Consider the following 18,338-nt stretch of genomic DNA (forward strand, 5'->3'; position numbering starts at 1 on the left):
TGCTCAGTTGCCCTTGCGCGCCGGGGCTTCCCGGTTATGCCACCAGATGCGGGCGACCCGTGCCGCACCGTTGGCAAGCAGCCGGCATTCGATGATGCCGTCGCACTCGACGCGAACACCTGAATCGACCAGATCGAACTGCGCGGCCCAGCGGGCGACACCCATGTCGCCGTTGGTGGCCAGGATCCGATACATGAAGACGATGTCCGCCTGGCCCTGCAACGCCTGTTGCCAGTGCGCGCGAATGGCCTCGGCCCCCTTGACCGGCGGTCCGAAGGGGCTTTCGAACCAGGCGCCGTCGGCGTCGAACAGACCTGCGAGGTCGTCGGCGCTTTCCGCCTGCCAGGCACCGCCAAAGGCCTGCAGCCATTTGTCGAATATCTGCTGCAGGGAGGGCGCGCGTCCCCCGATCTCGAAATTGCCGCTGGTCTCGCTCATGTCCGGGTCTCGTCAGTCACTGTCCGGCATTCCCTGTACTCGGCACCGGTCCGCATCCGGGTACGGTTGCCGGTCGTCAATGGTTTGGTGACACTAGGAGACGCAAGAACCGTACCGCAAGCGCGATCTGATCGGATCCCGTCCCTGTCGCGGGGCCGGGTGACAGCGCCGCGCGGTTCAGTCGCGGCCCAGCGCGCCCATCATTTCGCGCCATTCCCGGGCCGAGAGGCCGCTGTCAGCCTGCGTTACCTGCTCCCCCGCCAGCATCCGGCGCACGATGGCGACCGCGGTACGGGACAGGTGCATACCCCCCAGCCGATACTCCTCGAACGCATCGGTGGTCAGCGGTACCCAGGCCCGCATCATCTCGATCATGGCGTCGGCGTAGACGCGAATTTCGTATTGTGCATGCGGATCTGCACGCAGGGACAGAAAATGCATCAGATTGTGCAGGTTCGTCTTCCAGTACCACTGGGTGTAGAAGTTGAGCGACAGGTTCATGCGCGCCAGTTCCCGCGCCAGTCCGCTCTTGTTCGCATCAAGCGGCTGACCGTCCGTGCCCTCGTTCAGCATCTCGGAATAGTGCTCGTACACCTGCGCGGAATCGTTGCGCAGGATGTCGAGGACCTGGGCGGCTTCCTCCCCCTCCAGCACCGCGCCGCGCCCCTGGTGGTTCGCGGTCGACTGGGACGCCAGCTGCGCCGGCTCCGGGATGTAGAACTCCCGGTCGAGGATCGAATAGCGGGCGGAATATTCGTTCACGTTGGCGGTGCGGTGGCGGATCCACTGTCGTGCCACGAAGATCGGCAGCTTGACGTGAAACTTGATCTCGCACATCTCGAACGGCGTCGTGTGGCGGTGCCGCATCAGGTAGCGGATCAGACCGGCATCCTGGCTAACCTTGCGGGTGCCGCGCCCGTATGAAACACGTGCCGCCTGCACCACGGCATTGTCGTCGCCCATGTAGTCGATGACCCGCACGAAGCCATGATCAAGCAGGGGAACGGCGGTATAGAGCTGATCTTCCAGCGCGGTGGAGACGACCCGGCGCGTGGGCTGCGTTTCCGCCCGCATCCGCTCGATATCGTCGATCTGGTCCTGTGTCAGCGGCATCTGGGCGTTCTCCGGTGGCGTGGCGCACGATGATAGGGGCAATTGGCGATTCGACGATCCCGAATTCCGCCTGCCCCCTCTAGGAAATGCCGTCGAAATGGCCCATATAGGGGCTGTCGGGCAACCGACTATGGCGATAAACGCTATACGAAATAGGCGTAACGGACCCGGGGGCAGTGCCCGGCGCCTCCACCAACTCCTCCAGCCGGACTTGTGCCGGGGACGATGGGACCCGATGGGGGCGAAACAGGATCGACGTGCGTAGTAAAGGTGTGGTTTTCGCCCGGCATGGTACCACCGTATCGGACCAACTTTGATAAGTGCCAATGATAATGAAATGGTGCTCGCTGCTTAATAGCTAAGCAAGCGCGGCCCGGGGGGCGCCGGGCAACAGAAGCCCCCCACCCAATTCCGGTCGCGACTGGCCAGACCCGCGGTGATACCGTGTCAGAGGGGGGCAGTCGCAGACCCGCGACTTCGGAGGGTACGATGAAATACGCACAGATGGTCGAGGATGCTCTCCGCGGGGTTGTCCGGCGCGCGCTGCATGCCGCGAACACCGAGGGGCTGCACGGCAACCACCATTTCTATGTCACGTTCCTGACCCGCTTTCCGGGCGTGGAACTGCCCGATCATCTGCTGGAGCGGTACGAGCACGACATGACCATCGTGCTGCAGCACCAGTACTGGGATCTGAAGGTGGAGGAGACCTTCTTCGAGGTCTCGCTAAGCTTCAACAAGCTGCCGACCCGCATTCATGTGCCCTATGCTGCCGTCACCTCCTTTGCCGACCCGAGCGTGCAGTTCGGTCTGCAGTTCGAGCCGCAGATGGACCAGATCGACAGCGAGTCGGTGGTGCCCGCCGGCAATGCCTTCGCACCGATGAAGGTGCCGGAGGAGTCCGGCGATTCGGAGGTTCCGGAGGCCGAAGAGAGCGGTGAAGGTGCGCCGGAGGAGAAGGCCGGCGAGGTCGTGTCGCTGGATGCGTTCCGCAAGAAGAGCTAGGACGCGACCGATTACCGGCTTGCCGCCGGTTCGCGATCAGCGGGCGTTCCGTGGACTCGGTCTTCTGTCCGGCAGATCGATGCAGCGCCGTCTCGACACATTGTGATCTCCTGTTGGCACTGTCCCAATATGCACCGTCCGTCGCGTTTCGGTGCATCGATCACGTCTATTTGCAATCACAGTTCGTGATTTGCGCAGGGTCAATCGCGCCGGCGCAATGTTAACGGCCATCACACTTCAGACCACCTGTCGGGAATGCCGGACTGCTGGTATTCGGGGCCAAGTACGCGATCTGGCGTCTGAATCTCCGTTTCCCGGCTGTTCTGCCGTTGGTGGATTCCCGGGAAGGTTCCCGTGCTGCGGATTTCTGGCCTGTTGCTTGCTGTTGTTTGATCAGCCCTCGGGCTCCCGACGACCCGGGCAGCAATCAGGATCCCCGACCCCCCAATCCATGCTGTCCGGGTCGCCGCGGTATCTCCGCAAGGCGGAGACGCCACCACTTTCCATATGCGTCAGTGACTGAGATGATCATCATGGCCCCGGCCCAGTGATGTGGAGAATGAACATGCGCAAGATTGCCCTGCTGCTCGCGATCACCCTGCTCTCGGCGCCCGTTGCCGCGGACGGCCTGTTCGGCAAGGCCAAGAACCTGCTGGGCGGTGCCACGCAGAGCATCCCGTCCCTTGGTGGTTCATCGTCCGGTTCCGCGCTGGGAGCGGACGAGGTCGGGCGGGGTCTCAAGGAAGCCCTTCGTATCGGCAGCGCCCGCGTGATCGACCAGGTCAGCGCGCTGGGGGGCTTCGAGAATGACAGCCTGATCCACATTCCGCTGCCCGACAATCTGGCCCGCGCGCAGAAGGTGCTGAACCGCATGGGGATGTCGAACCAGCTCGATGATCTGGAGACGCGCCTGAACCGTGCTGCGGAGACGGCATCGGTCAAGGCGCGCGACCTGTTTGTCGATGCGGTCGACACCATGACCATCGATGACGCCATGAACATCCTGAACGGCCCGAAGGACGCCGCGACGCAGTATTTCCGTCAACGCATGACGCCCGGCCTGCTGGCGGAAATGGAGCCGGTGGTGGACCGGAGTCTTTCCGAGGTCGGTGCGATCCAGGTCTACGAGAATGCGGTCGGCCAGTTCGGCAAGATGCCGCTTGTGCCGGACCTCAGGGCCGATCTGACAAGCCACGTGCTGGATCTGGGGCTGGACGGAATCTTCCATTATCTGGCGGTCGAGGAGGCGGCGATCCGCGCCAATCCTGCCAAGCGGACCACCGAACTGTTGCAGAAGGTCTTCGCGAACTGAGCCGTTTCGACGAACCAGCGCGTCAAGGGCTGTATCCATGACAGTTTCGTTTCATACTGTCTTTCGCAGACAGGCAATCAGGAGGGGCCGCAGTGCCAGATGATCTCGGCGCAGCAGAACAGCGCCGTTTCATCATCGTTGATGACGACCGGGTTGCCGCAGGCCATGCGGCGGCGCTGCTGAAGCGTGCCGGTCACGCGGTCGAGGTGTTTCAGTCGAGCCTTGAAGGGCTGGAGGCGATCCGGCGGGAGAAGCCGGATGGCGTGGTCACCGACATCATGATGCCGGACATGGACGGGCTGGAACTGACCCAGAAGCTGCGGGAGGATCCGGCGAATGCCGATACCCGCATCTTCGTCTTCTCCGGCAAGGCCTTCGACTACGACCGCCGCCGCGCGCTGGAGGTTGGTGCCGACGCCTTCATCCAGAAACCGATCAAGAGCGACGTGTTCCTGGAGACCGTGGAGCGCATCCTGAACGACACCGTGGAGGTGAAGTTCTGGGGCGTGCGCGGCACCCTGCCGAAACCCGGGCCGGACAGCCTGAAATATGGTGGGCAGACCAACTGCATCACCCTCAATTTTCCCCGCGGCCAGTTCTTCGTCTTCGATGCCGGCAGTGGCATTCGGGAGGTCGGGGACAGCCTGATGAAGGCCGGCAAGACCCGGACGGAGGGAAAGATCTTCATCTCCCATCCGCACTGGGACCACATAAACGCGCTGCCCTTCTTCGCGCCGCTCTATGTCACCGGCAATGACTACGAAATCCTGGGGCCGTCACATGGCTCCATGGGGATCGGCGATCTCGTCTCGGCGCAGATGGACGGCGCCTACTTCCCCATCACCGTCAGGGAGTTCGGTGCCCGTGTCACCTTTCGCGACCTGCGGGAGGGGACCTATGACGTCGCCGGGCTGAAGGTGCGCACGATGCTGCTGTCCCATCCCGGCTACTGCCTGGGCTACCGGGTCGAATATGGCGGACGGAGCTTCTGCTACATCACCGACAACGAGCTCTTCCTGCCCGAGTCCGACTATCACTCGCCGGAATACATGGACCAGCTTGCCGACTTCGTGCGCGGCACCGACCTGCTGGTGACCGACAGCACCTACACCGACGACGAATATGCCTCAAAGGTCGGCTGGGGCCACAGTTGCCTCAGCCAGGTCGTCGAACTGGCCTGCAGGGCGGAGGTCCGCGAACTCTGTCTCTACCACCACGACCCGTCCCAGGACGATGCCGCCATCGACGAGAAACTGCGCCTGGCGACGGAGATGATCGCGGAGAGGGGGGCGGCGGTGAAATGCTCCGCCCCTGCCGAAGGGATGAGTGTGAAGCTTTAGGTCGAACACTGTTCGTTCGCTTGAGTTGGCGGCGCGTTGCTTTCGATAGAATGTCTGGCACTGAATCCGTTGTCTGAAGCACATGGATCCAGCTTGACCCGGACGACGAGCAGGCGAGCAAGAGGGCTTCGCTATCAGATAGGTGCCAGTAAGATTCCAAATTATCTTTCGGCGTTCTATTTGAATTTCACCAAGGAAAGAAAATCGCTATGAATTTTTCGATGATGATCCTTGAGTGTTGTCGATATGGTGTAAGTGATTAATTGAAATGTTCTTTTTGGTCTTGATACAATTTTATTGAAATAAAGAACTTTAAGGCCTTGCCATTCTCCCGAATATATCAGGAGTGTGGATTTTCCTCCACCAAAATCACCGTCTTCTGCACTGTGTATGATGATATCTTCAGCTGAAATTCCAGCAGCAGTCGCGAAATTCTGAATTACAGCAGTACGCATGTATCTCAGGGTCATACCGTCTTCGTGCCCCAGTTTTTCAACGACAAAGATCCCGTAATTCCGGTCGTCAAGACGAAATTGCGCAGAAATTTCCCTCGATGCTGCGCCAATCCGGTTCCATCCTTGTTCAGCACCGCAGAAATCAAACTCCGGACTTATAGGAATGCAGTTGTTGCCTGTGTTCTCAGAGGTGGCCCGACAAATCTGGACAGTTGAGTTAGGTGGATTTTCTGCTCCCAATCCGGCAGCGTTGCCGGGACGAAGGAGCGAAGATGACAAGACGACCCAGGCGGAACCACAGCCCTGCCTTCAAAGCGAAAGTCGCATTGGCGGCGCTGAAGGGCGACAGGACGATGAGCGAGCTGGCGACGCAGTTCGACCTGCATCCCAATCAGATCAAGCAGTGGAAGGATCAGCTGCTTGAGGGCGTAACGGGTGTCTTCGATGACACGCCAAAGGCCGCGAAAGAGCCGCAGATCGACGTAAAGTCCCTGCACGCGAAGATTGGCCAGCTGGCGCTGGAAAACGATTTTTTAGAGGGCGCGCTCGACAAGGCCGGTCTGTTGCCGAGCGCAAGGAAATGACGGGCCCGGACCACAGGCTGAGCCTGACACGGCAAGCCCGGCTTCTCGGGATCAGCCGGGGCAGCCTGTATTACGCGCCGCGCCCGACCAGTGCGGCGGACCTCAAGCTTATGCGCAGAATTGACGAGTTGCACATGGACTACCCGTTCGCGGGCAGCCGTATGATGAAAGGGTTGCTGCGGCAGGAAGGCTTCACGGCCGGGCGGCTGCACGTGGCAACCTGCATGAAAACGATGGGCATTGAGGCGCTCTATCGCAGACCGAACACCAGCAAGCCTGCGCCCGGTCACAGGATCTATCCCTACCTGCTGCGCAAGCTGGCCGTGACGCAGCCCAATCAGGTCTGGGCCATGGATATTACCTACATTCCCATGGCCCGAGGGTTCGTCTATCTGGTCGCCGTTCTGGACTGGTTCAGCCGCAAGGTTCTGGCCTGGCGGCTGTCGGTGACGCTGGAAACAGCGCCGTGTCTGGAGGCCTTGAATGATGCCCTGCGCAGATATGGCAAGCCGGAGATCATGAACTCGGACCAAGGATCACAGTTCACGTCCATTGACTTCATCAAGGCGCTGAAGGACGCCGACATCCAGATCAGCATGGATGGCAAGGGCGCTTGGCGCGATAACGTGTTTGTCGAACGGCTCTGGCGCAGCGTCAAATACGAGGAGGTCTATCTGCACGCCTATGAAAGCGTGTCAGCCGCCCGACAGGGCATCGACCGATACCTGGCCTTCTACAACACAAGGAGACCGCATTCATCGCTGGAAGGGCAAACGCCCGATCAGGCATATCACATCAAGTTGCAACCAATCCCGGTGGCGGCATAACCAAGCGGAAAATCCACCTAAGAAACGGCTCGAAACTGTTCAAACGAACCGAACCACCTCTCGGGATGATCGGAAAGATGCACAGGATGTGTGCACCTTTCCAGAATGATGACAAAAGCGTCTGGCTTCGGCCGGAATGAGTCAAGCGCTACATGACATGGCGCAAATTTTGGGCGCGTGTATCATCTCTTGAGCGCGCATCTGTCCAGTTTTGCGGCAGAGCGTGGTTCGGAGACCTGATTTCACTGCACGCAGGGGCGCGATCCGCGACCAGCGGCAAGCCGGGATTTACCAGTCAGGCAAACGCACTAGCCTGGGCAGGGCAATGCATTTGGAGGGGACTATGCTGAAGATCTGGGGACGGACAAATTCGATCAACGTGCAGAAGGTCATGTGGACCGTCGCCGAACTGGGTCTGCCGCATGAGCATACCAGCGTCGGTGGTGCCTTCGGTGGCCTCGACACGGATGAATATGGTGCCATGAACCCCAACCGGCGGGTTCCGGTGATCACGGACGGCGATGTCACGATCTGGGAAAGCAATGCCATCGTGCGCTACCTGTGCGCAAAGTATTCTGCCGGAGCCCTGTGGGCGACCGATCCCGGGGAGCGCAGCGCCGCGGATCGCTGGATGGACTGGCAGGCGGCAAGCGTGGCGCCGGACCTCATCACCGTGTTCCTGGGGCTGATCCGCACCCCGGAGGCGGAGCGCAACATGACCGTCATCAACGCTGCCGTCGGGCGTCTGAATGCGCAGATGGGCATCCTCGACGCCCAGCTTCGGAAGACCGGTTGGGTCGCAGGCGAGACCCTGAGCATGGGCGACATTCCGACCGGGGCACTGGCCTATCGCTGGCTCAACATGCCCATCGACCGGCCCGATCTTTCCGCGGTCGTGGATTATCATGCGCGACTGGCGGAGCGTCCCGCCTTCCGCGAACATGTCATGATTCCGTTGAGCTGAGGGGGAGGAGACCATGGCCGATCAGCCGCATTCACGCCCACCGGTCGATCCGCAGTGCCAGATCGTGCTGGATGCCGCCGCGAGCGGGGGCTCCGCGTTCCAGAAGCCGACACCGCAGGCCATGCGCACCGGCTATGCGTCTATGATGGAGACATTCGCGCAGGCGACGCCTGAGCTTGCCCGCGTCGAGGACCTTGTCGTTCCCGCCTCCGGTACGGATCCGGAGGTGCCGATCCGGGTGTACCATCCGCCCGGCATCGGGGCCGCCGCGCCCGGGGTGATCTTCATGCACGGCGGTGGCTGGGTCATCGGTGATCTGGAAAGCCATGACGCGGTCTGCCGGACGCTGGCGTTTCGCTCCGACGCCGTCATCGTCTCCTTAGGGTACCGGCTTGCCCCGGAGCATCCGTTTCCCGCCGCTCCGATCGATTGCGAGCGTGCGACGCGTTTCATCGCCGACAATGCGGCTGACTTCGGCATTGACGCCTACCGTCTGGCACTTGCCGGGGACAGTGCCGGCGGCAATCTGGCGGCTGTGACCGCGCGCCGCCTGCGCGACGCCGGTGACGGCCCGGCCATTGCCCTGCAGGTGCTGACCTACCCCGCGACCCAGTTCACGGCGGAGGGAGGCAGCCTGGAGGAAAACGGCACCGGTTACCTGCTGACCAAGGCCACCATGGACCTGTTCCGGGGGATGTACATGCCGGATGAGACAGACTGGACCCATCCGGATGCATCACCACTGCTGGCGGAGGATCTGTCCGGGCTGCCGCCGGCGTTCGTGCAGGTTGCCGGGTATGATCCCCTGCGTGACGAGGGCGTTGCCTATGCCGGACGCCTGCGGGAAGCAGGCGTGCCGGTTCAGCTTGTCGAATATCCCACGATGATCCATGGCTTCCTGCGCATGGGCCGGGTTGTCAGTATCGCCCATGTCGCCATGGATGACATTGCTGCGGCATTGCGCCGGGCCTTCCGGGGCTGAGGACAGGGGGAGGGTTGCACCGCGCTGGTCAGCGCGCGTTCTCCAGGGTTCGCAGTCGCCGCAACTCGTCACGGGTTTCGGTGATGTCGCGCATGATGGAGAGAATGCCGGTGATCCTGCCGTCGTCGTCCGAGATGGGGGCGACGGTAAACTGGATCGAAATGGTCTTCCGCAGTAGGGTCAGCGCCGGCACATTCAGCAACTCGCTGGGCTGGTGGATGGATGTTCCGGTCTTCAGCATCGCGAAGTAGCCATTCCAGTGACGTTCGCGCAGCCGTTCCGGAATGATGATGTCCAGGGACTGTCCCAGCGCCTGGGTGGCGCTGTATCCGAATATCCGCGCAGCACCGTCGTTCCAGAAGGTGATGACGCCCTTCCTGTCGCACAGGACCGCCGCGTCGGGGATCTTCAGCAATGCCTGCAGTCCCGCCTGTTCGAGTTCCCTTTTGCTCAGGGTCGTGGGGGAGGCCTGATCGTTCATCCTGTTTCCTTCCGTGTCCGGTGCCACGCCGGACCAGGCCGGATCGACTTCATGCATGAAGCAGGGTGGAGAGGCATAGGCAGCCGGTTTCTCTTCTGGGTTGGTCATCGGTGACTCCCATTGATGATTGCCCCTGCAGGACAGGGGGAAGGAATGGTGGGCCTGTTCGGCGTGGGATGCCAATGCGTTGGCTGGCAAGCTGCCATGCGTATGGCTTGCCACGGGGGTGCGGCGGGGCGCAGGATAGCGGGCGCGGACGCTGTGGAATTTGGGGAGGTTACACAGGCATGACGCTCGAATTCGGAATCTCGCTCAGCCTTCAGGCGCATGCCGGCGCGGGCGAGACCGCTGCGCAGGTCTATGGCGAAGCACTGGAACTGGCGGCAGAGGCCAGCAGACTTGGCCTCGACAGCATCTGGGTCAGCGAGCACCATGGGGAGGCGGATGGCTATTGCCCGTCGCCCATCGTTGCCGGTGCCGCGCTGGCCGTCGCCGCGCCTGGCTGTCGCATCGGTCAGGCCATCGCGATAGCCCCGCTCTACGGCCATCCCATGCGTCTGGCGGAAGATCTCTCCGTGCTCGACAATCTGTCCGGCGGACGGGTGGAGATCGGTCTGGGGCAGGGCTACCGGCCAGAGGAGTTCGCGGCGGTCGGAGCCGACTATCGCCGCCGGACCCGTGCGTTCGAGGAAGCGCTCGAGGTGCTGGGGCTGGCCTGGACGGGGGAAGCATTCGACTATACCGGTGACATCTATCAGGCGGCGAATGCACGCCTGTGCCCGGCACCCCTGCGGCCCGGACCGCCGCCACTCTGGATCGGTGCAGCGGCACCCGTGTCGCGTGCCCGGGCGGTGCGTCATGGCGGCGGGCTGGTGATCTCGCCACTGGTCGAGGATCAGCATGCTGCGCGGCAGTTCCGTGATTTTGATCAGGAGGCGGCACGGCAGGGGCGGGCGGCACTGCCCCACGCGATCCTGCGGGAGGTCTTCTTCGGCGGCTCCGTGGAGGATGCGCTGAAACGGCACGAAGCCACCATTGATCTGGTCTATCGCCAGCAATATGCCCCCGAACGGACCGGCCTGACCTGGCGCGACCCGAAGACCGGGCAGAAACGTGCCATGACGCGCGACGATCCCGACTATCTTTCGCCCGACTTCGTGGAGGGGCGCTGGTTGATCGGGCCACCGGACCGGATCGTCGATGACATTGTCGCCGGACAGGCACCGATGAAGCTCGACCGGCTGGTCTGGCAACCGAAGTTGCCCGGCACGTCGCTGCAGAGTGCAGTGGAGAGCCTGGAGATCATGGTGCGCGACGTGATCGCACCCGTCCGGGCAAAACTGGCGGCCAGGGAGGGCCGAACATGATACCGAACCAGCCACCAAGTCCGTTTCTGAACGAGGATCATGAGGCCTGGCGCGACACCGTGCGCCGCTTCACGGAACGCGAGATCGAACCGCATGTCGAGGAATGGGAGGCGGCGGAACGCCTGCCGCGCGACCTCTATCGCAAGGCTGCGGAGATGGGCTTCTTCGCAGCACATTACCCGGAGGACGTGGGGGGTCTGGGCCTCGACGTCTTCTACATGATCATTGCCAGTCAGGAGATGGCGCGTGCCGGGGCGGGCGGCGTCAGTGCCAGCCTGGGCAGCCATGCCATCGGACTGCCGCCCGTGGTGCGCGCCGGTTCCGACGCCCTGAAGCGGCGGATCGTGCCGCAGGTGCTGTCGGGCGAGAAGATCATGGCGCTGGCGATCACGGAACCGTCGGGCGGATCGGATGTGGCCAACCTGCAAACCACAGCGCGTCGCGATGGCGACCACTATGTCGTCAATGGCTCCAAGACCTTCATCACCTCCGGCATGCAGGCGGACTTCATCACGGTGGCGGTGCGGACCGGCGGTCCGGGCATGGGGGGCGTCTCCCTGCTGCTGATCGAGGCGGGGATGGACGGTTTTACCCGGACACCGCTGCGCAAGATGGGCTGGCATGCCTCCGACACCGCCACGCTCTACTTCGACGATGTGCGGGTCCCGGTGGGCAACCTGATCGGGGAGGAGAACCAGGGGTTCCGCATCATCATGCAGAACTTCAATTACGAACGCCTGATGATGGCGGCGGGTTGCACCAGCTTTGCCCGGGTCTGCTACGACGAGACGGTCGCCTACGCGCAGCAGCGCCAGACCTTCGGCAAGCGGCTGATCGACCATCAGGTCGTGCGCCACAAGCTGGTGGACATGGCGATGCGCATCAGTGCCACCCAGGCGATGCTGGAATCGCTGGCCTGGCGCATCACCCAGGGTGACAACCCGGTGGCCGAGATCTGCATGCTGAAGAACCAGGCGACGCTGACGATGGAGCACTGCGCCCGCGAAGGAGTCCAGACCTTCGGCGGCGCAGGTTACCTGAAGGGGCCGAAGGTGGAGCGGATCTATCGGGAGGTGCGCGTCAATGCCATCGGAGGCGGGGCGGAGGAGATCATGCGCGATCTGGCGGCAAGGCAGCTCGGGTTCTGACCTGATCCGCACCGCCTGAGCGGCGTTGGCGACTACTTCTGCTTGCCGCCCGCGCGCGGCAGGCGGACGGTGAACCGGGCACCGCGAATGCCCATCAGCAGGCCGTGGCTGCCCACATCCTTCACGTTCTCCACGCTCATGCTGCCACCGTGGGCTTCCACGATCTGGCGACAGATGTTCAGGCCGAGACCGGAGTGGGTGCCGAAGGCCTCCCCCGCCGGGCGTTCGGAATAGAAGCGCTCGAAGATCTTCTGCCGTGCCTCCTCCGGCACGCCCGGACCCTCGTCCTCGACCGCCAGCAGAATCTGATCCGCCTCCGCCGAGACACGGATCATGACCTGCCCGTTCTCCGGGCTGAAGGACACCGCATTGTCGACCAGATTGCGCAGGACCTGTCCCAGCCGGTGCTCCGCGCCCATCACCCGCAGGTCCGCGCCCGACTGCACGTCGGTATTGATCCGCACGTTGGTCCAGGTGGATTGCAGGATTTCGCGCAGGGCAAGGACCATCTGACCGACATCGACGCTCTCACGCTCTATCCGTCCCATTTCGGCGTCGATACGTGACGCGTCGGAAATCTCGCTGATCAGGCGGTTCAGGCGCTGTACGTCCTCCAGAACGATGCGTGTGAGCTCCTTGCGCGCCTCCGGCTTGTCGGTGCGCTCCAGCGTTTCCACCGCACTGCGCAGGCTGGTCAGCGGGTTCTTCAGTTCGTGCGCCACGTCGGCGGCGAAGGCTTCGATGGCGCCCACGCGACCGTTGATCGCCTCCGTCATCGCGCGCAGTGAAACCGAAAGGTCGCCGATCTCGTCACGCCGCGCCTTCATGTCGGGAATGGCATCGTGGCCGCCGCCTTCCGCGCGCACCCGGTCGGCGGCGCGGGACAGGCGCTGGATCGGGCGGATGATGGAGCGCGAGAGGAAGAGCGACAGCATCAGCGTGATCAGTGCCGCCATGCCGAACACGGCGAGGGTTGCCGCCTGCTCCCGCCGGACGGCATCGTCGATTTCGTAGGTATCGACCGTGAGCACGATGGCGCCCAGAACGCGTTTCAGTGCCCTGACAGGTACGGCAACACCGATCACGAGCCGTCCGCCGGAAGTGCGCCAGACCTGGCTGACCTCGAACCCCTGCGCGGCGAGGGCAATGTCGGGCCAGTCACGCACCGTGCCGCCATTGGTCTCGCGATAGACCGGATAGTCGCCCCGGCGGGGTATCAGGTTCATCGCCCGATCCCACATGACGCCAAGCAGGCTCAGGGGGTCCGTCAGGTCACCGGGCGGCGGCAGGTCGCGACGTTCCACCTGCCGCTCGGCCGTCGGCAGGCGGCGGCTGTCGAGCATCAGACGCCCCTCCGGATCGAACAGCCGCGTCCGCGCACCGGTGGTCAGAACCGCGCGACGCAGGATGTAGGCGGCGAGGGCAGGGTCCAGCCGCAGCCGCTCGATGGGGCCGGCAAGGGCAGCCTCGCCCAGTGCGCCCGCCACCAGATGCGCCTCCTTCGCCAGGGCTTCCTGCCGCGCCTCCACCAGCCCGGCACGATACTGGTCCAGATAGAACCACGCGCCGACCAGCACCAGAAAGGCAGGCAGGTTGATGGCCAGTATGCGGCGGGCGAGGGGAGACAAGTGGAAACGGCCCGATCAGGTTTCGCGAAACCGGTAGCCGACGCCGTAGAGAGTGTCGATTGCCGCGAATTCGTCATCCACCACCTTGAACTTGCGGCGCAGGCGCTTGATGTGGCTGTCGATCGTGCGGTCGTCGACATAGACGTTGTCTTCGTAGGCTGCGTCCATCAACTGATCGCGGGTCTTCACGTGGCCGGGGCGCTGTGCCAGCGATTCCAGGATCAGGAATTCCGTGACAGTCAGCTTCACGGCCTTGCCGCGCCATTCACAATGGTGGCGGTTGGGGTCCAGGGTCAGATCGCCCCGCTCTATCACCTTCCGGTCATTGTCTTCCGACGGATTGGCCGCGGCTTCCCGGCGGCGCAGGACGGCGCGAATGCGCTCGATCAGCAGGCGCATGGAGAACGGCTTCTTGATGTAGTCGTCGGCCCCCATCTTCAGGCCCAGCACCTCATCAACCTCATCGTCCTTCGAGGTCAGGAAGATCACGGGCACATCGGAGGTGCGGCGCAGGCGGGTCAGTGTCTCCATCCCATCCATGCGCGGCATCTTGATGTCGAGCACGACCAGATCAACGGCCTGCGCGGTCAGTCCGCGCAGTGCCTCCGCCCCGTCCGAGAAGCTGCGGACGCGAAAGCCCTCACCCTCCAGCGCGATGGCAACGGATGTCAGGATGTTGCGGTCGTCATCGACCAGCGCGATCGTGTCACTCATCCCCAGTTCCCCCTCGGGTCGTTCTGTATCTGATCGTTGCATGGTCCTGTCTCTGACGAAAGCTGGACCGCAACGGGTCAGGATTGCGGCGATTCAGGGGCAGGGAAGACGCTTTTCTCTGACCCCGGCCAGCCCTCTCCCCCTCCCGGCCACCCATTTCAGGATACTTGCGTGGGTGGCCGGGAGGGGGAGAGGGCTGGCCGGGGTCAGCAAACAAACGCCTCCCGCGCTCTCACACCCGGCGCAGCGGACGGCGGGAGATCACGTTGAAACGGAAGGCGGCTATGGTCGTCGCCGCGACACAGCCCGCATAGATGCCGCCCATCAGACCCGGCGTGCCGAACTCCATGTGAAAGGCCAGCATCCAGGCGACGGGCGTGGCGATCAGCCAGAAGGCAACGAACTGTCCGGCCATGGGAAACCAGACATCACCGAGCCCGCGCAGTGCATTGACCAGCACGCCCTGCGATCCGTCGAAGATCATCATGCTGCTGGCGACCGCAAGGGCACCGATTGCCGTCGCCGCGACCGCTGCGTCGGAGGTGTAGAGGCCGGTCAGCAGGTCCGGGATCAGCACGAAGCAGGCGCCGAGCAGGATCATGGCAATGACCACCAGGCCAACGCCGACCCCACCGGCCATGCGGACCCCGTGCGGATCATTGCGCCCGACGGCATTGCCGACACGCACGCCGGTCGCCGCGCCGATGCCGATCGCCGACATGAAGACCAGTGCGACCAGGTTGTGCGCGATCTGGTAGCCCGCAACTTCCGCCTTGCCGAGGTGTCCGGCCATCTGCGTCATGGCCATGAAGGCTGCGGTCTCGATGAACATGCCAAGGCCCATGGGATAGCCGATGCGCCGGATGCGCTTGCCTGCCTCCGGTGCCGAGGGACCGCCGCCACGCACGCGATAGCGGTCGCGGCTGGGCATGAACCAGATGTAGGTCAGGGCGATCAGCGCAGTGGCCCAACGGGCGATGGTGGTGGCCAGTGCCGCACCTTCCGCGCCCATGGCGTCGCTGAAGGTGATGCCGGCAACCGAATTGCCATGGATCAGCAGCCAGTTGAGACCGAAGTTCAGCACGTTCGCGCCCAGCATGATGATCATGCCCGGGGCGGGTCGGCTGACTCCCTCGAGGAAGAAGGAACAGGCGACGAAGACCATCACGGCAGGCAGGCCCCAGCCGAGCATGTGCATGACCCGCCCTGCACCCTCTGCCAGGTCAGGGGCCTGACCCAGCGCCAGCAGGATCGCGATCCCGAACTGGCAGACAATGGCGAAGATGGTTCCGACGACCAGTGCATGGCCCAGCCCGACATGCCAGATATGACCTGCGCGTTCCGGCTCCCCCGCACCATCTGCCTGGCTGGTCAGCACGGTGACACCCAACAGGAATCCCAGACCCAGCAGTGTGAGGGCGATGGTCGGCGACAGGCCCAGCCCGAAATAGGCCAGCTCGTCCCCGCCTGCGCTGCCTGCCATGGCCGTATCGACAGCCATCATGATCAGCACGCCGGACCGCGCGATGACCACCGGTCCCGCCAGCTTCAGTGTCTGCCAGATGTGGTGGCGCAGCGACTGGGGCATGCCCGGCGCGGCGACGCTCACGCGCTGCTGCGGGTCATGGAGAGGAAGACATCCTCCAGGTCCGACTCCTCCGTCGACAGGTCGGCGATGGTGTGACCGGCGGCCTGGACTGCGGCCAGAATCTCGCCGATGGAGCGTTCGGAGGGATGGTAGCTGACGCACAGGCGACCGAATTCGTCCACGGTGGCACCCAGCCGTTGCAGCCGGTCGGAGATCCCGTCGATCTCCCGGTCGAGCCGCATCGCGACCGACTTGTGGTCCAGCCGACGGATCATCGTTTCCTTCGGCTCACAGGCCGCCACCTCGCCATGGTTGATGATGGCGATGGTGTCGCACAGCTCTTCGGCTTCCTCCAGATAGTGGGTCGTCAGCATGATGGTGGTGCCGTCCTGGTTGAGGGCGCGGATGTAGTGCCAGAGCTGCTGGCGCAACTCCACATCGACGCCTGCAGTCGGCTCGTCCAGTACCAGAACGGGCGGGCGATGGATCATGGCCTTTGCCACCAGCAACCGCCGCCGCATGCCCCCCGACAGCGAGCGCGAATAGACATCGGCCTTGTCGGCCAGGCCCATGGCGTCCAGCACCTCCATCGTCGCGCGTTCCTTGCGCGGCACGCCGTAGAGGCCGGCCTGGAACTCGACCACCTCCCGGGGGGTGAAGAAGGCATCCAGGTTCAGTTCCTGCGGCACGACACCGATTGCCGCCCGCGCCTGGCGGGGATGACTGTCGATGTCCATGCCCCAGATGGAGGCGGTGCCGCTGGTCTTCATCACCAGCCCGGCTAGGATATTGATGAAGGTGGACTTGCCCGCCCCGTTGGGGCCGAGCAGCGCGAAGAATGATCCGCGCGGCACGGTCAGATCGACGCCTTTCAGCGCCTGCTTGATGCCGTCGGATTTCTTGCCGCGATAGGTCTTGCGCAGATCCCGCGTCTGGATGGCGTTGTCGGTCATGCAGGGTCCCGTCGTGTTGGTTCGACATGCTGCTCCGTCGGGGCAGGCGTCGTGTGCCGGTCGGCAATGCAGTGGGCATGATCGGCAAGGGATTCGATGACGCGACAGTCGGCCACCGTGCCGCCCGCGCATTGGTCGATCATGCGACACAGTTCCTGCCGCAAGCTGGCCAGACTTGCAAGCCTGCGCTCGACCTCCTGCAACTGGTGACGGGCGATGGTGTCCGCGCTGGCACACGACCGTTCCGGGTCATCGCTGAGGTCGAGCAGGGCGCGAACATCTGCCAGCGGGAAGCCCATGTCGCGGCAGTGGCGGATGAACCGCAGCCGATCGACCTGCTGCTGGCCATAGCGCCGCTGGTTGCCGACGGTGCGCTCCGGCTCCGGCAGCAGGCCGATGTCCTCATAGTAGCGGATGGTCGGAACCTTGGTTCCGGTCTCCGCAGACAATTGTCCGATTCCCAGCATTTCCCTGCTCCGGCGAAAAATCTGGAGGTCCACCAAGATAGCCCTTGAACCTCTAGTTACTGGAGATCCCATGTTGCAGGCATCACAGTGAAGTCAAGGAGACAGCCATGGGTGCCGGATGCAATCACGGCGCGGAACTGCCTGCCGACAGGCCGGAGATTCGCCGGATCCTGCTGATCGTCATTGCCATCAATGCGGTGATGTTCGTGGTGGAGGTTGCGGCCAGCGTTCAGTCCGGCTCTCTGGCGCTGCTCAGTGATTCGCTCGACTTTGCCGGGGATGCGGCGACCTATGGCATCAGCCTCGCGGTCCTGTCCGCCAGTCTGCGGACCCGGTCCTGGGCGGCAATCCTGAAGGCCGCCAGCATGGCACTGTTCGGTATCTGGATCCTGGCTGCGGCCGTGCGGGCAGCGATCATGGGTGATGTGCCCGATGCGACGACCATGAGCGCGATCGGCGGTCTGGCCCTGGCGGCCAACCTGATCAGCGTCCTGTTCCTGCTGCGGTTCCGCAGCGGCGACGCCAATCTGCGCTCCGTCTGGTTCTGCAGCCGCAATGACGCCATAAACAATGTCGCGGTGATTCTCGCCGGTGCCGGTGTCTTCGCCAGTGCCAGCCGCTGGCCCGATCTGGTCGTCGCCAGCATCATGGCACTGCTGGCATTCTGGAGCGCGGTTTCGGTGCTGAGGCAGGCGCGGCATGAACTTCGCCATGGGGCGCCGGGCCATGCTTGAACGGTGCGCTGCCGACGCTATCATCGCGGCCACGCAACAGCACAGGGGCCGAGGCCATGGAACCAGCGGAAATCGTTGAAACGGAAGACAAGCGCGTCGCCTGCGACGGCGACAATGGCCCGCTCGGCCATCCCAGGGTGTTCCTGGAGATGGGGAACGAGAACTCCATCGATTGCCCCTACTGCGGTCGACGCTTCGTCCTGAAGGAAGGTGCGGGCCACGCCGCGGCGCATTGAGC

19 protein-coding genes and 1 other RNA gene are annotated in these 18,338 nt (G+C 63.5%); 11 read left to right on the forward strand and 9 right to left on the reverse strand.

The genetic code is table 11. The annotated features are described in order from the left end of the window. Positions 1–3: 3 nt before the first annotated feature. Complete coding sequence (locus QGV54_RS05265) at positions 4–438, reverse strand: nuclear transport factor 2 family protein (protein ID WP_281017890.1); 435 nt, start codon at positions 436–438, stop codon at positions 4–6. Between the two features lie 177 nt (positions 439–615). Then, a complete protein-coding gene (gene thyX / locus QGV54_RS05270) occupies positions 616–1,551 on the reverse strand; it encodes an FAD-dependent thymidylate synthase (RefSeq protein WP_281017889.1) in 936 nt (311 codons plus the stop codon). A gap of 76 nt (positions 1,552–1,627) precedes the next feature. On the opposite strand from thyX, the gene ssrA reads away from it, so the two are divergent. The 4 genes from ssrA to QGV54_RS05290 all read left to right on the forward strand — a co-directional run bounded on the left by ssrA (position 1,628) and on the right by QGV54_RS05290 (position 5,208). Further along, positions 1,628–1,957, forward strand: a transfer-messenger RNA (tmRNA) gene (gene ssrA, locus QGV54_RS05275). Positions 1,958–2,040: 83 nt separating this feature from the next. Further along, a complete protein-coding gene (locus tag QGV54_RS05280; RefSeq protein ID WP_281017888.1) occupies positions 2,041–2,556 on the forward strand; it encodes a ClpXP protease specificity-enhancing factor SspB in 516 nt (171 codons plus the stop codon). 565 nt (positions 2,557–3,121) lie between these two features. Then, the gene (locus tag QGV54_RS05285) at positions 3,122–3,868 is read left to right on the forward strand and encodes a DUF4197 domain-containing protein (RefSeq protein ID WP_281017887.1); all 747 of its coding nucleotides are present in this window, start codon (positions 3,122–3,124) and stop codon (positions 3,866–3,868) included. Positions 3,869–3,960: 92 nt separating this feature from the next. Beyond that, entirely contained in the window at positions 3,961–5,208 is a 1,248-nt protein-coding gene (locus QGV54_RS05290) for a response regulator (protein ID WP_281017886.1), read from the forward strand. Between the two features lie 176 nt (positions 5,209–5,384). Here the strand turns inward: QGV54_RS05290 and QGV54_RS05295 are convergent, their stop codons facing one another. Then, entirely contained in the window at positions 5,385–5,903 is a 519-nt protein-coding gene (locus tag QGV54_RS05295; protein ID WP_281020077.1) for a hypothetical protein, read from the reverse strand. 32 nt (positions 5,904–5,935) lie between these two features. Here QGV54_RS05295 and QGV54_RS05300 point away from each other — a divergent pair. The 3 genes from QGV54_RS05300 (at position 5,936) to QGV54_RS05310 (ending at position 9,020) form a co-directional block, all read left to right on the forward strand. Next, positions 5,936–7,074 (forward strand): IS3 family transposase gene (locus QGV54_RS05300; protein ID WP_281015974.1). Its coding sequence is split into 2 segments (ribosomal slippage): positions 5,936–6,200 and positions 6,200–7,074, totalling 1,140 coding nucleotides; the frame shifts between segments, so codons are not numbered across the junction. A gap of 343 nt (positions 7,075–7,417) precedes the next feature. Further along, positions 7,418–8,038 carry a glutathione S-transferase family protein gene (locus QGV54_RS05305; protein WP_281017884.1) on the forward strand — a complete coding sequence of 207 codons (621 nt, stop codon included), beginning with the start codon at positions 7,418–7,420 and terminating at the stop codon, positions 8,036–8,038. Between the two features lie 13 nt (positions 8,039–8,051). After that, positions 8,052–9,020: an alpha/beta hydrolase gene (locus QGV54_RS05310; RefSeq protein ID WP_281017883.1), complete on the forward strand. Its 969-nt coding sequence runs from the start codon at positions 8,052–8,054 to the stop codon at positions 9,018–9,020. Between the two features lie 28 nt (positions 9,021–9,048). On the opposite strand, the gene QGV54_RS05315 is transcribed toward QGV54_RS05310, so the two are convergent. Then, positions 9,049–9,609 (reverse strand): PAS domain-containing protein, encoded by a 561-nt coding sequence (locus tag QGV54_RS05315; RefSeq protein ID WP_281017882.1) that lies wholly within the window; start codon positions 9,607–9,609, stop codon positions 9,049–9,051. A gap of 179 nt (positions 9,610–9,788) precedes the next feature. On the opposite strand from QGV54_RS05315, the gene QGV54_RS05320 reads away from it, so the two are divergent. Together QGV54_RS05320 and QGV54_RS05325 are read left to right on the forward strand one after the other, a co-directional pair. Further along, positions 9,789–10,868: an LLM class flavin-dependent oxidoreductase gene (locus QGV54_RS05320; RefSeq protein WP_281017881.1), complete on the forward strand. Its 1,080-nt coding sequence runs from the start codon at positions 9,789–9,791 to the stop codon at positions 10,866–10,868. Beyond that, positions 10,865–12,016 carry an acyl-CoA dehydrogenase family protein gene (locus QGV54_RS05325; protein WP_281017880.1) on the forward strand — a complete coding sequence of 384 codons (1,152 nt, stop codon included), beginning with the start codon at positions 10,865–10,867 and terminating at the stop codon, positions 12,014–12,016. The genes QGV54_RS05320 and QGV54_RS05325 overlap by 4 nt, the downstream gene beginning before the upstream one ends. Before the next feature lie 32 nt (positions 12,017–12,048). Here the strand turns inward: QGV54_RS05325 and QGV54_RS05330 are convergent, their stop codons facing one another. The 5 genes from QGV54_RS05330 to QGV54_RS05350 all read right to left on the reverse strand — a co-directional run bounded on the left by QGV54_RS05330 (position 12,049) and on the right by QGV54_RS05350 (position 17,366). Then, a complete protein-coding gene (locus QGV54_RS05330; RefSeq protein WP_281017879.1) occupies positions 12,049–13,644 on the reverse strand; it encodes a stimulus-sensing domain-containing protein in 1,596 nt (531 codons plus the stop codon). 15 nt (positions 13,645–13,659) lie between these two features. Beyond that, a complete protein-coding gene (locus tag QGV54_RS05335; RefSeq protein WP_281017878.1) occupies positions 13,660–14,358 on the reverse strand; it encodes a response regulator transcription factor in 699 nt (232 codons plus the stop codon). Between the two features lie 232 nt (positions 14,359–14,590). Next, positions 14,591–15,967, reverse strand: coding sequence for an MATE family efflux transporter (locus QGV54_RS05340; RefSeq protein WP_281017877.1), 1,377 nt, complete (start codon positions 15,965–15,967; stop codon positions 14,591–14,593). Further along, the gene (locus QGV54_RS05345) at positions 15,964–16,899 is read right to left on the reverse strand and encodes an ABC transporter ATP-binding protein (RefSeq protein ID WP_281017876.1); all 936 of its coding nucleotides are present in this window, start codon (positions 16,897–16,899) and stop codon (positions 15,964–15,966) included. Before QGV54_RS05345 ends, QGV54_RS05340 begins: the two co-directional genes overlap by 4 nt. Then, entirely contained in the window at positions 16,896–17,366 is a 471-nt protein-coding gene (locus QGV54_RS05350) for a helix-turn-helix domain-containing protein (RefSeq protein ID WP_281017875.1), read from the reverse strand. The genes QGV54_RS05345 and QGV54_RS05350 overlap by 4 nt, the downstream gene beginning before the upstream one ends. 107 nt (positions 17,367–17,473) lie before the next feature. On the opposite strand from QGV54_RS05350, the gene QGV54_RS05355 reads away from it, so the two are divergent. Then, complete coding sequence (locus QGV54_RS05355; protein ID WP_281017874.1) at positions 17,474–18,100, forward strand: cation transporter; 627 nt, start codon at positions 17,474–17,476, stop codon at positions 18,098–18,100. Between the two features lie 56 nt (positions 18,101–18,156). After that, entirely contained in the window at positions 18,157–18,336 is a 180-nt protein-coding gene (locus QGV54_RS05360) for a zinc-finger domain-containing protein (protein ID WP_281017873.1), read from the forward strand. Positions 18,337–18,338 lie beyond the last annotated feature (2 nt).

The sequence above is a fragment of the Minwuia sp. IMCC3060 genome, assembly GCF_029909435.1.
Taxonomy (GTDB): Bacteria; Pseudomonadota; Alphaproteobacteria; order Minwuiales; family Minwuiaceae; genus Minwuia.

What these genes read in the sequence shown, in the direction of transcription:
- QGV54_RS05265 (WP_281017890.1), bottom strand. Translation starts at nt 438, where the DNA reads ATGAGCGAGACCAGCGGCAATTTCGAGATCGGGGGACGCGCGCCCTCC.
- thyX (WP_281017889.1), bottom strand. Translation starts at nt 1,551, where the DNA reads ATGCCGCTGACACAGGACCAGATCGACGATATCGAGCGGATGCGGGCG.
- QGV54_RS05280 (WP_281017888.1), top strand. Translation starts at nt 2,041, where the DNA reads ATGAAATACGCACAGATGGTCGAGGATGCTCTCCGCGGGGTTGTCCGG.
- QGV54_RS05285 (WP_281017887.1), top strand. Translation starts at nt 3,122, where the DNA reads ATGCGCAAGATTGCCCTGCTGCTCGCGATCACCCTGCTCTCGGCGCCC.
- QGV54_RS05305 (WP_281017884.1), top strand. Translation starts at nt 7,418, where the DNA reads ATGCTGAAGATCTGGGGACGGACAAATTCGATCAACGTGCAGAAGGTC.
- QGV54_RS05310 (WP_281017883.1), top strand. Translation starts at nt 8,052, where the DNA reads ATGGCCGATCAGCCGCATTCACGCCCACCGGTCGATCCGCAGTGCCAG.
- QGV54_RS05315 (WP_281017882.1), bottom strand. Translation starts at nt 9,609, where the DNA reads ATGACCAACCCAGAAGAGAAACCGGCTGCCTATGCCTCTCCACCCTGC.
- QGV54_RS05320 (WP_281017881.1), top strand. Translation starts at nt 9,789, where the DNA reads ATGACGCTCGAATTCGGAATCTCGCTCAGCCTTCAGGCGCATGCCGGC.
- QGV54_RS05325 (WP_281017880.1), top strand. Translation starts at nt 10,865, where the DNA reads ATGATACCGAACCAGCCACCAAGTCCGTTTCTGAACGAGGATCATGAG.
- QGV54_RS05335 (WP_281017878.1), bottom strand. Translation starts at nt 14,358, where the DNA reads ATGAGTGACACGATCGCGCTGGTCGATGACGACCGCAACATCCTGACA.
- QGV54_RS05345 (WP_281017876.1), bottom strand. Translation starts at nt 16,899, where the DNA reads ATGACCGACAACGCCATCCAGACGCGGGATCTGCGCAAGACCTATCGC.
- QGV54_RS05350 (WP_281017875.1), bottom strand. Translation starts at nt 17,366, where the DNA reads ATGCTGGGAATCGGACAATTGTCTGCGGAGACCGGAACCAAGGTTCCG.
- QGV54_RS05355 (WP_281017874.1), top strand. Translation starts at nt 17,474, where the DNA reads ATGGGTGCCGGATGCAATCACGGCGCGGAACTGCCTGCCGACAGGCCG.
- QGV54_RS05360 (WP_281017873.1), top strand. Translation starts at nt 18,157, where the DNA reads ATGGAACCAGCGGAAATCGTTGAAACGGAAGACAAGCGCGTCGCCTGC.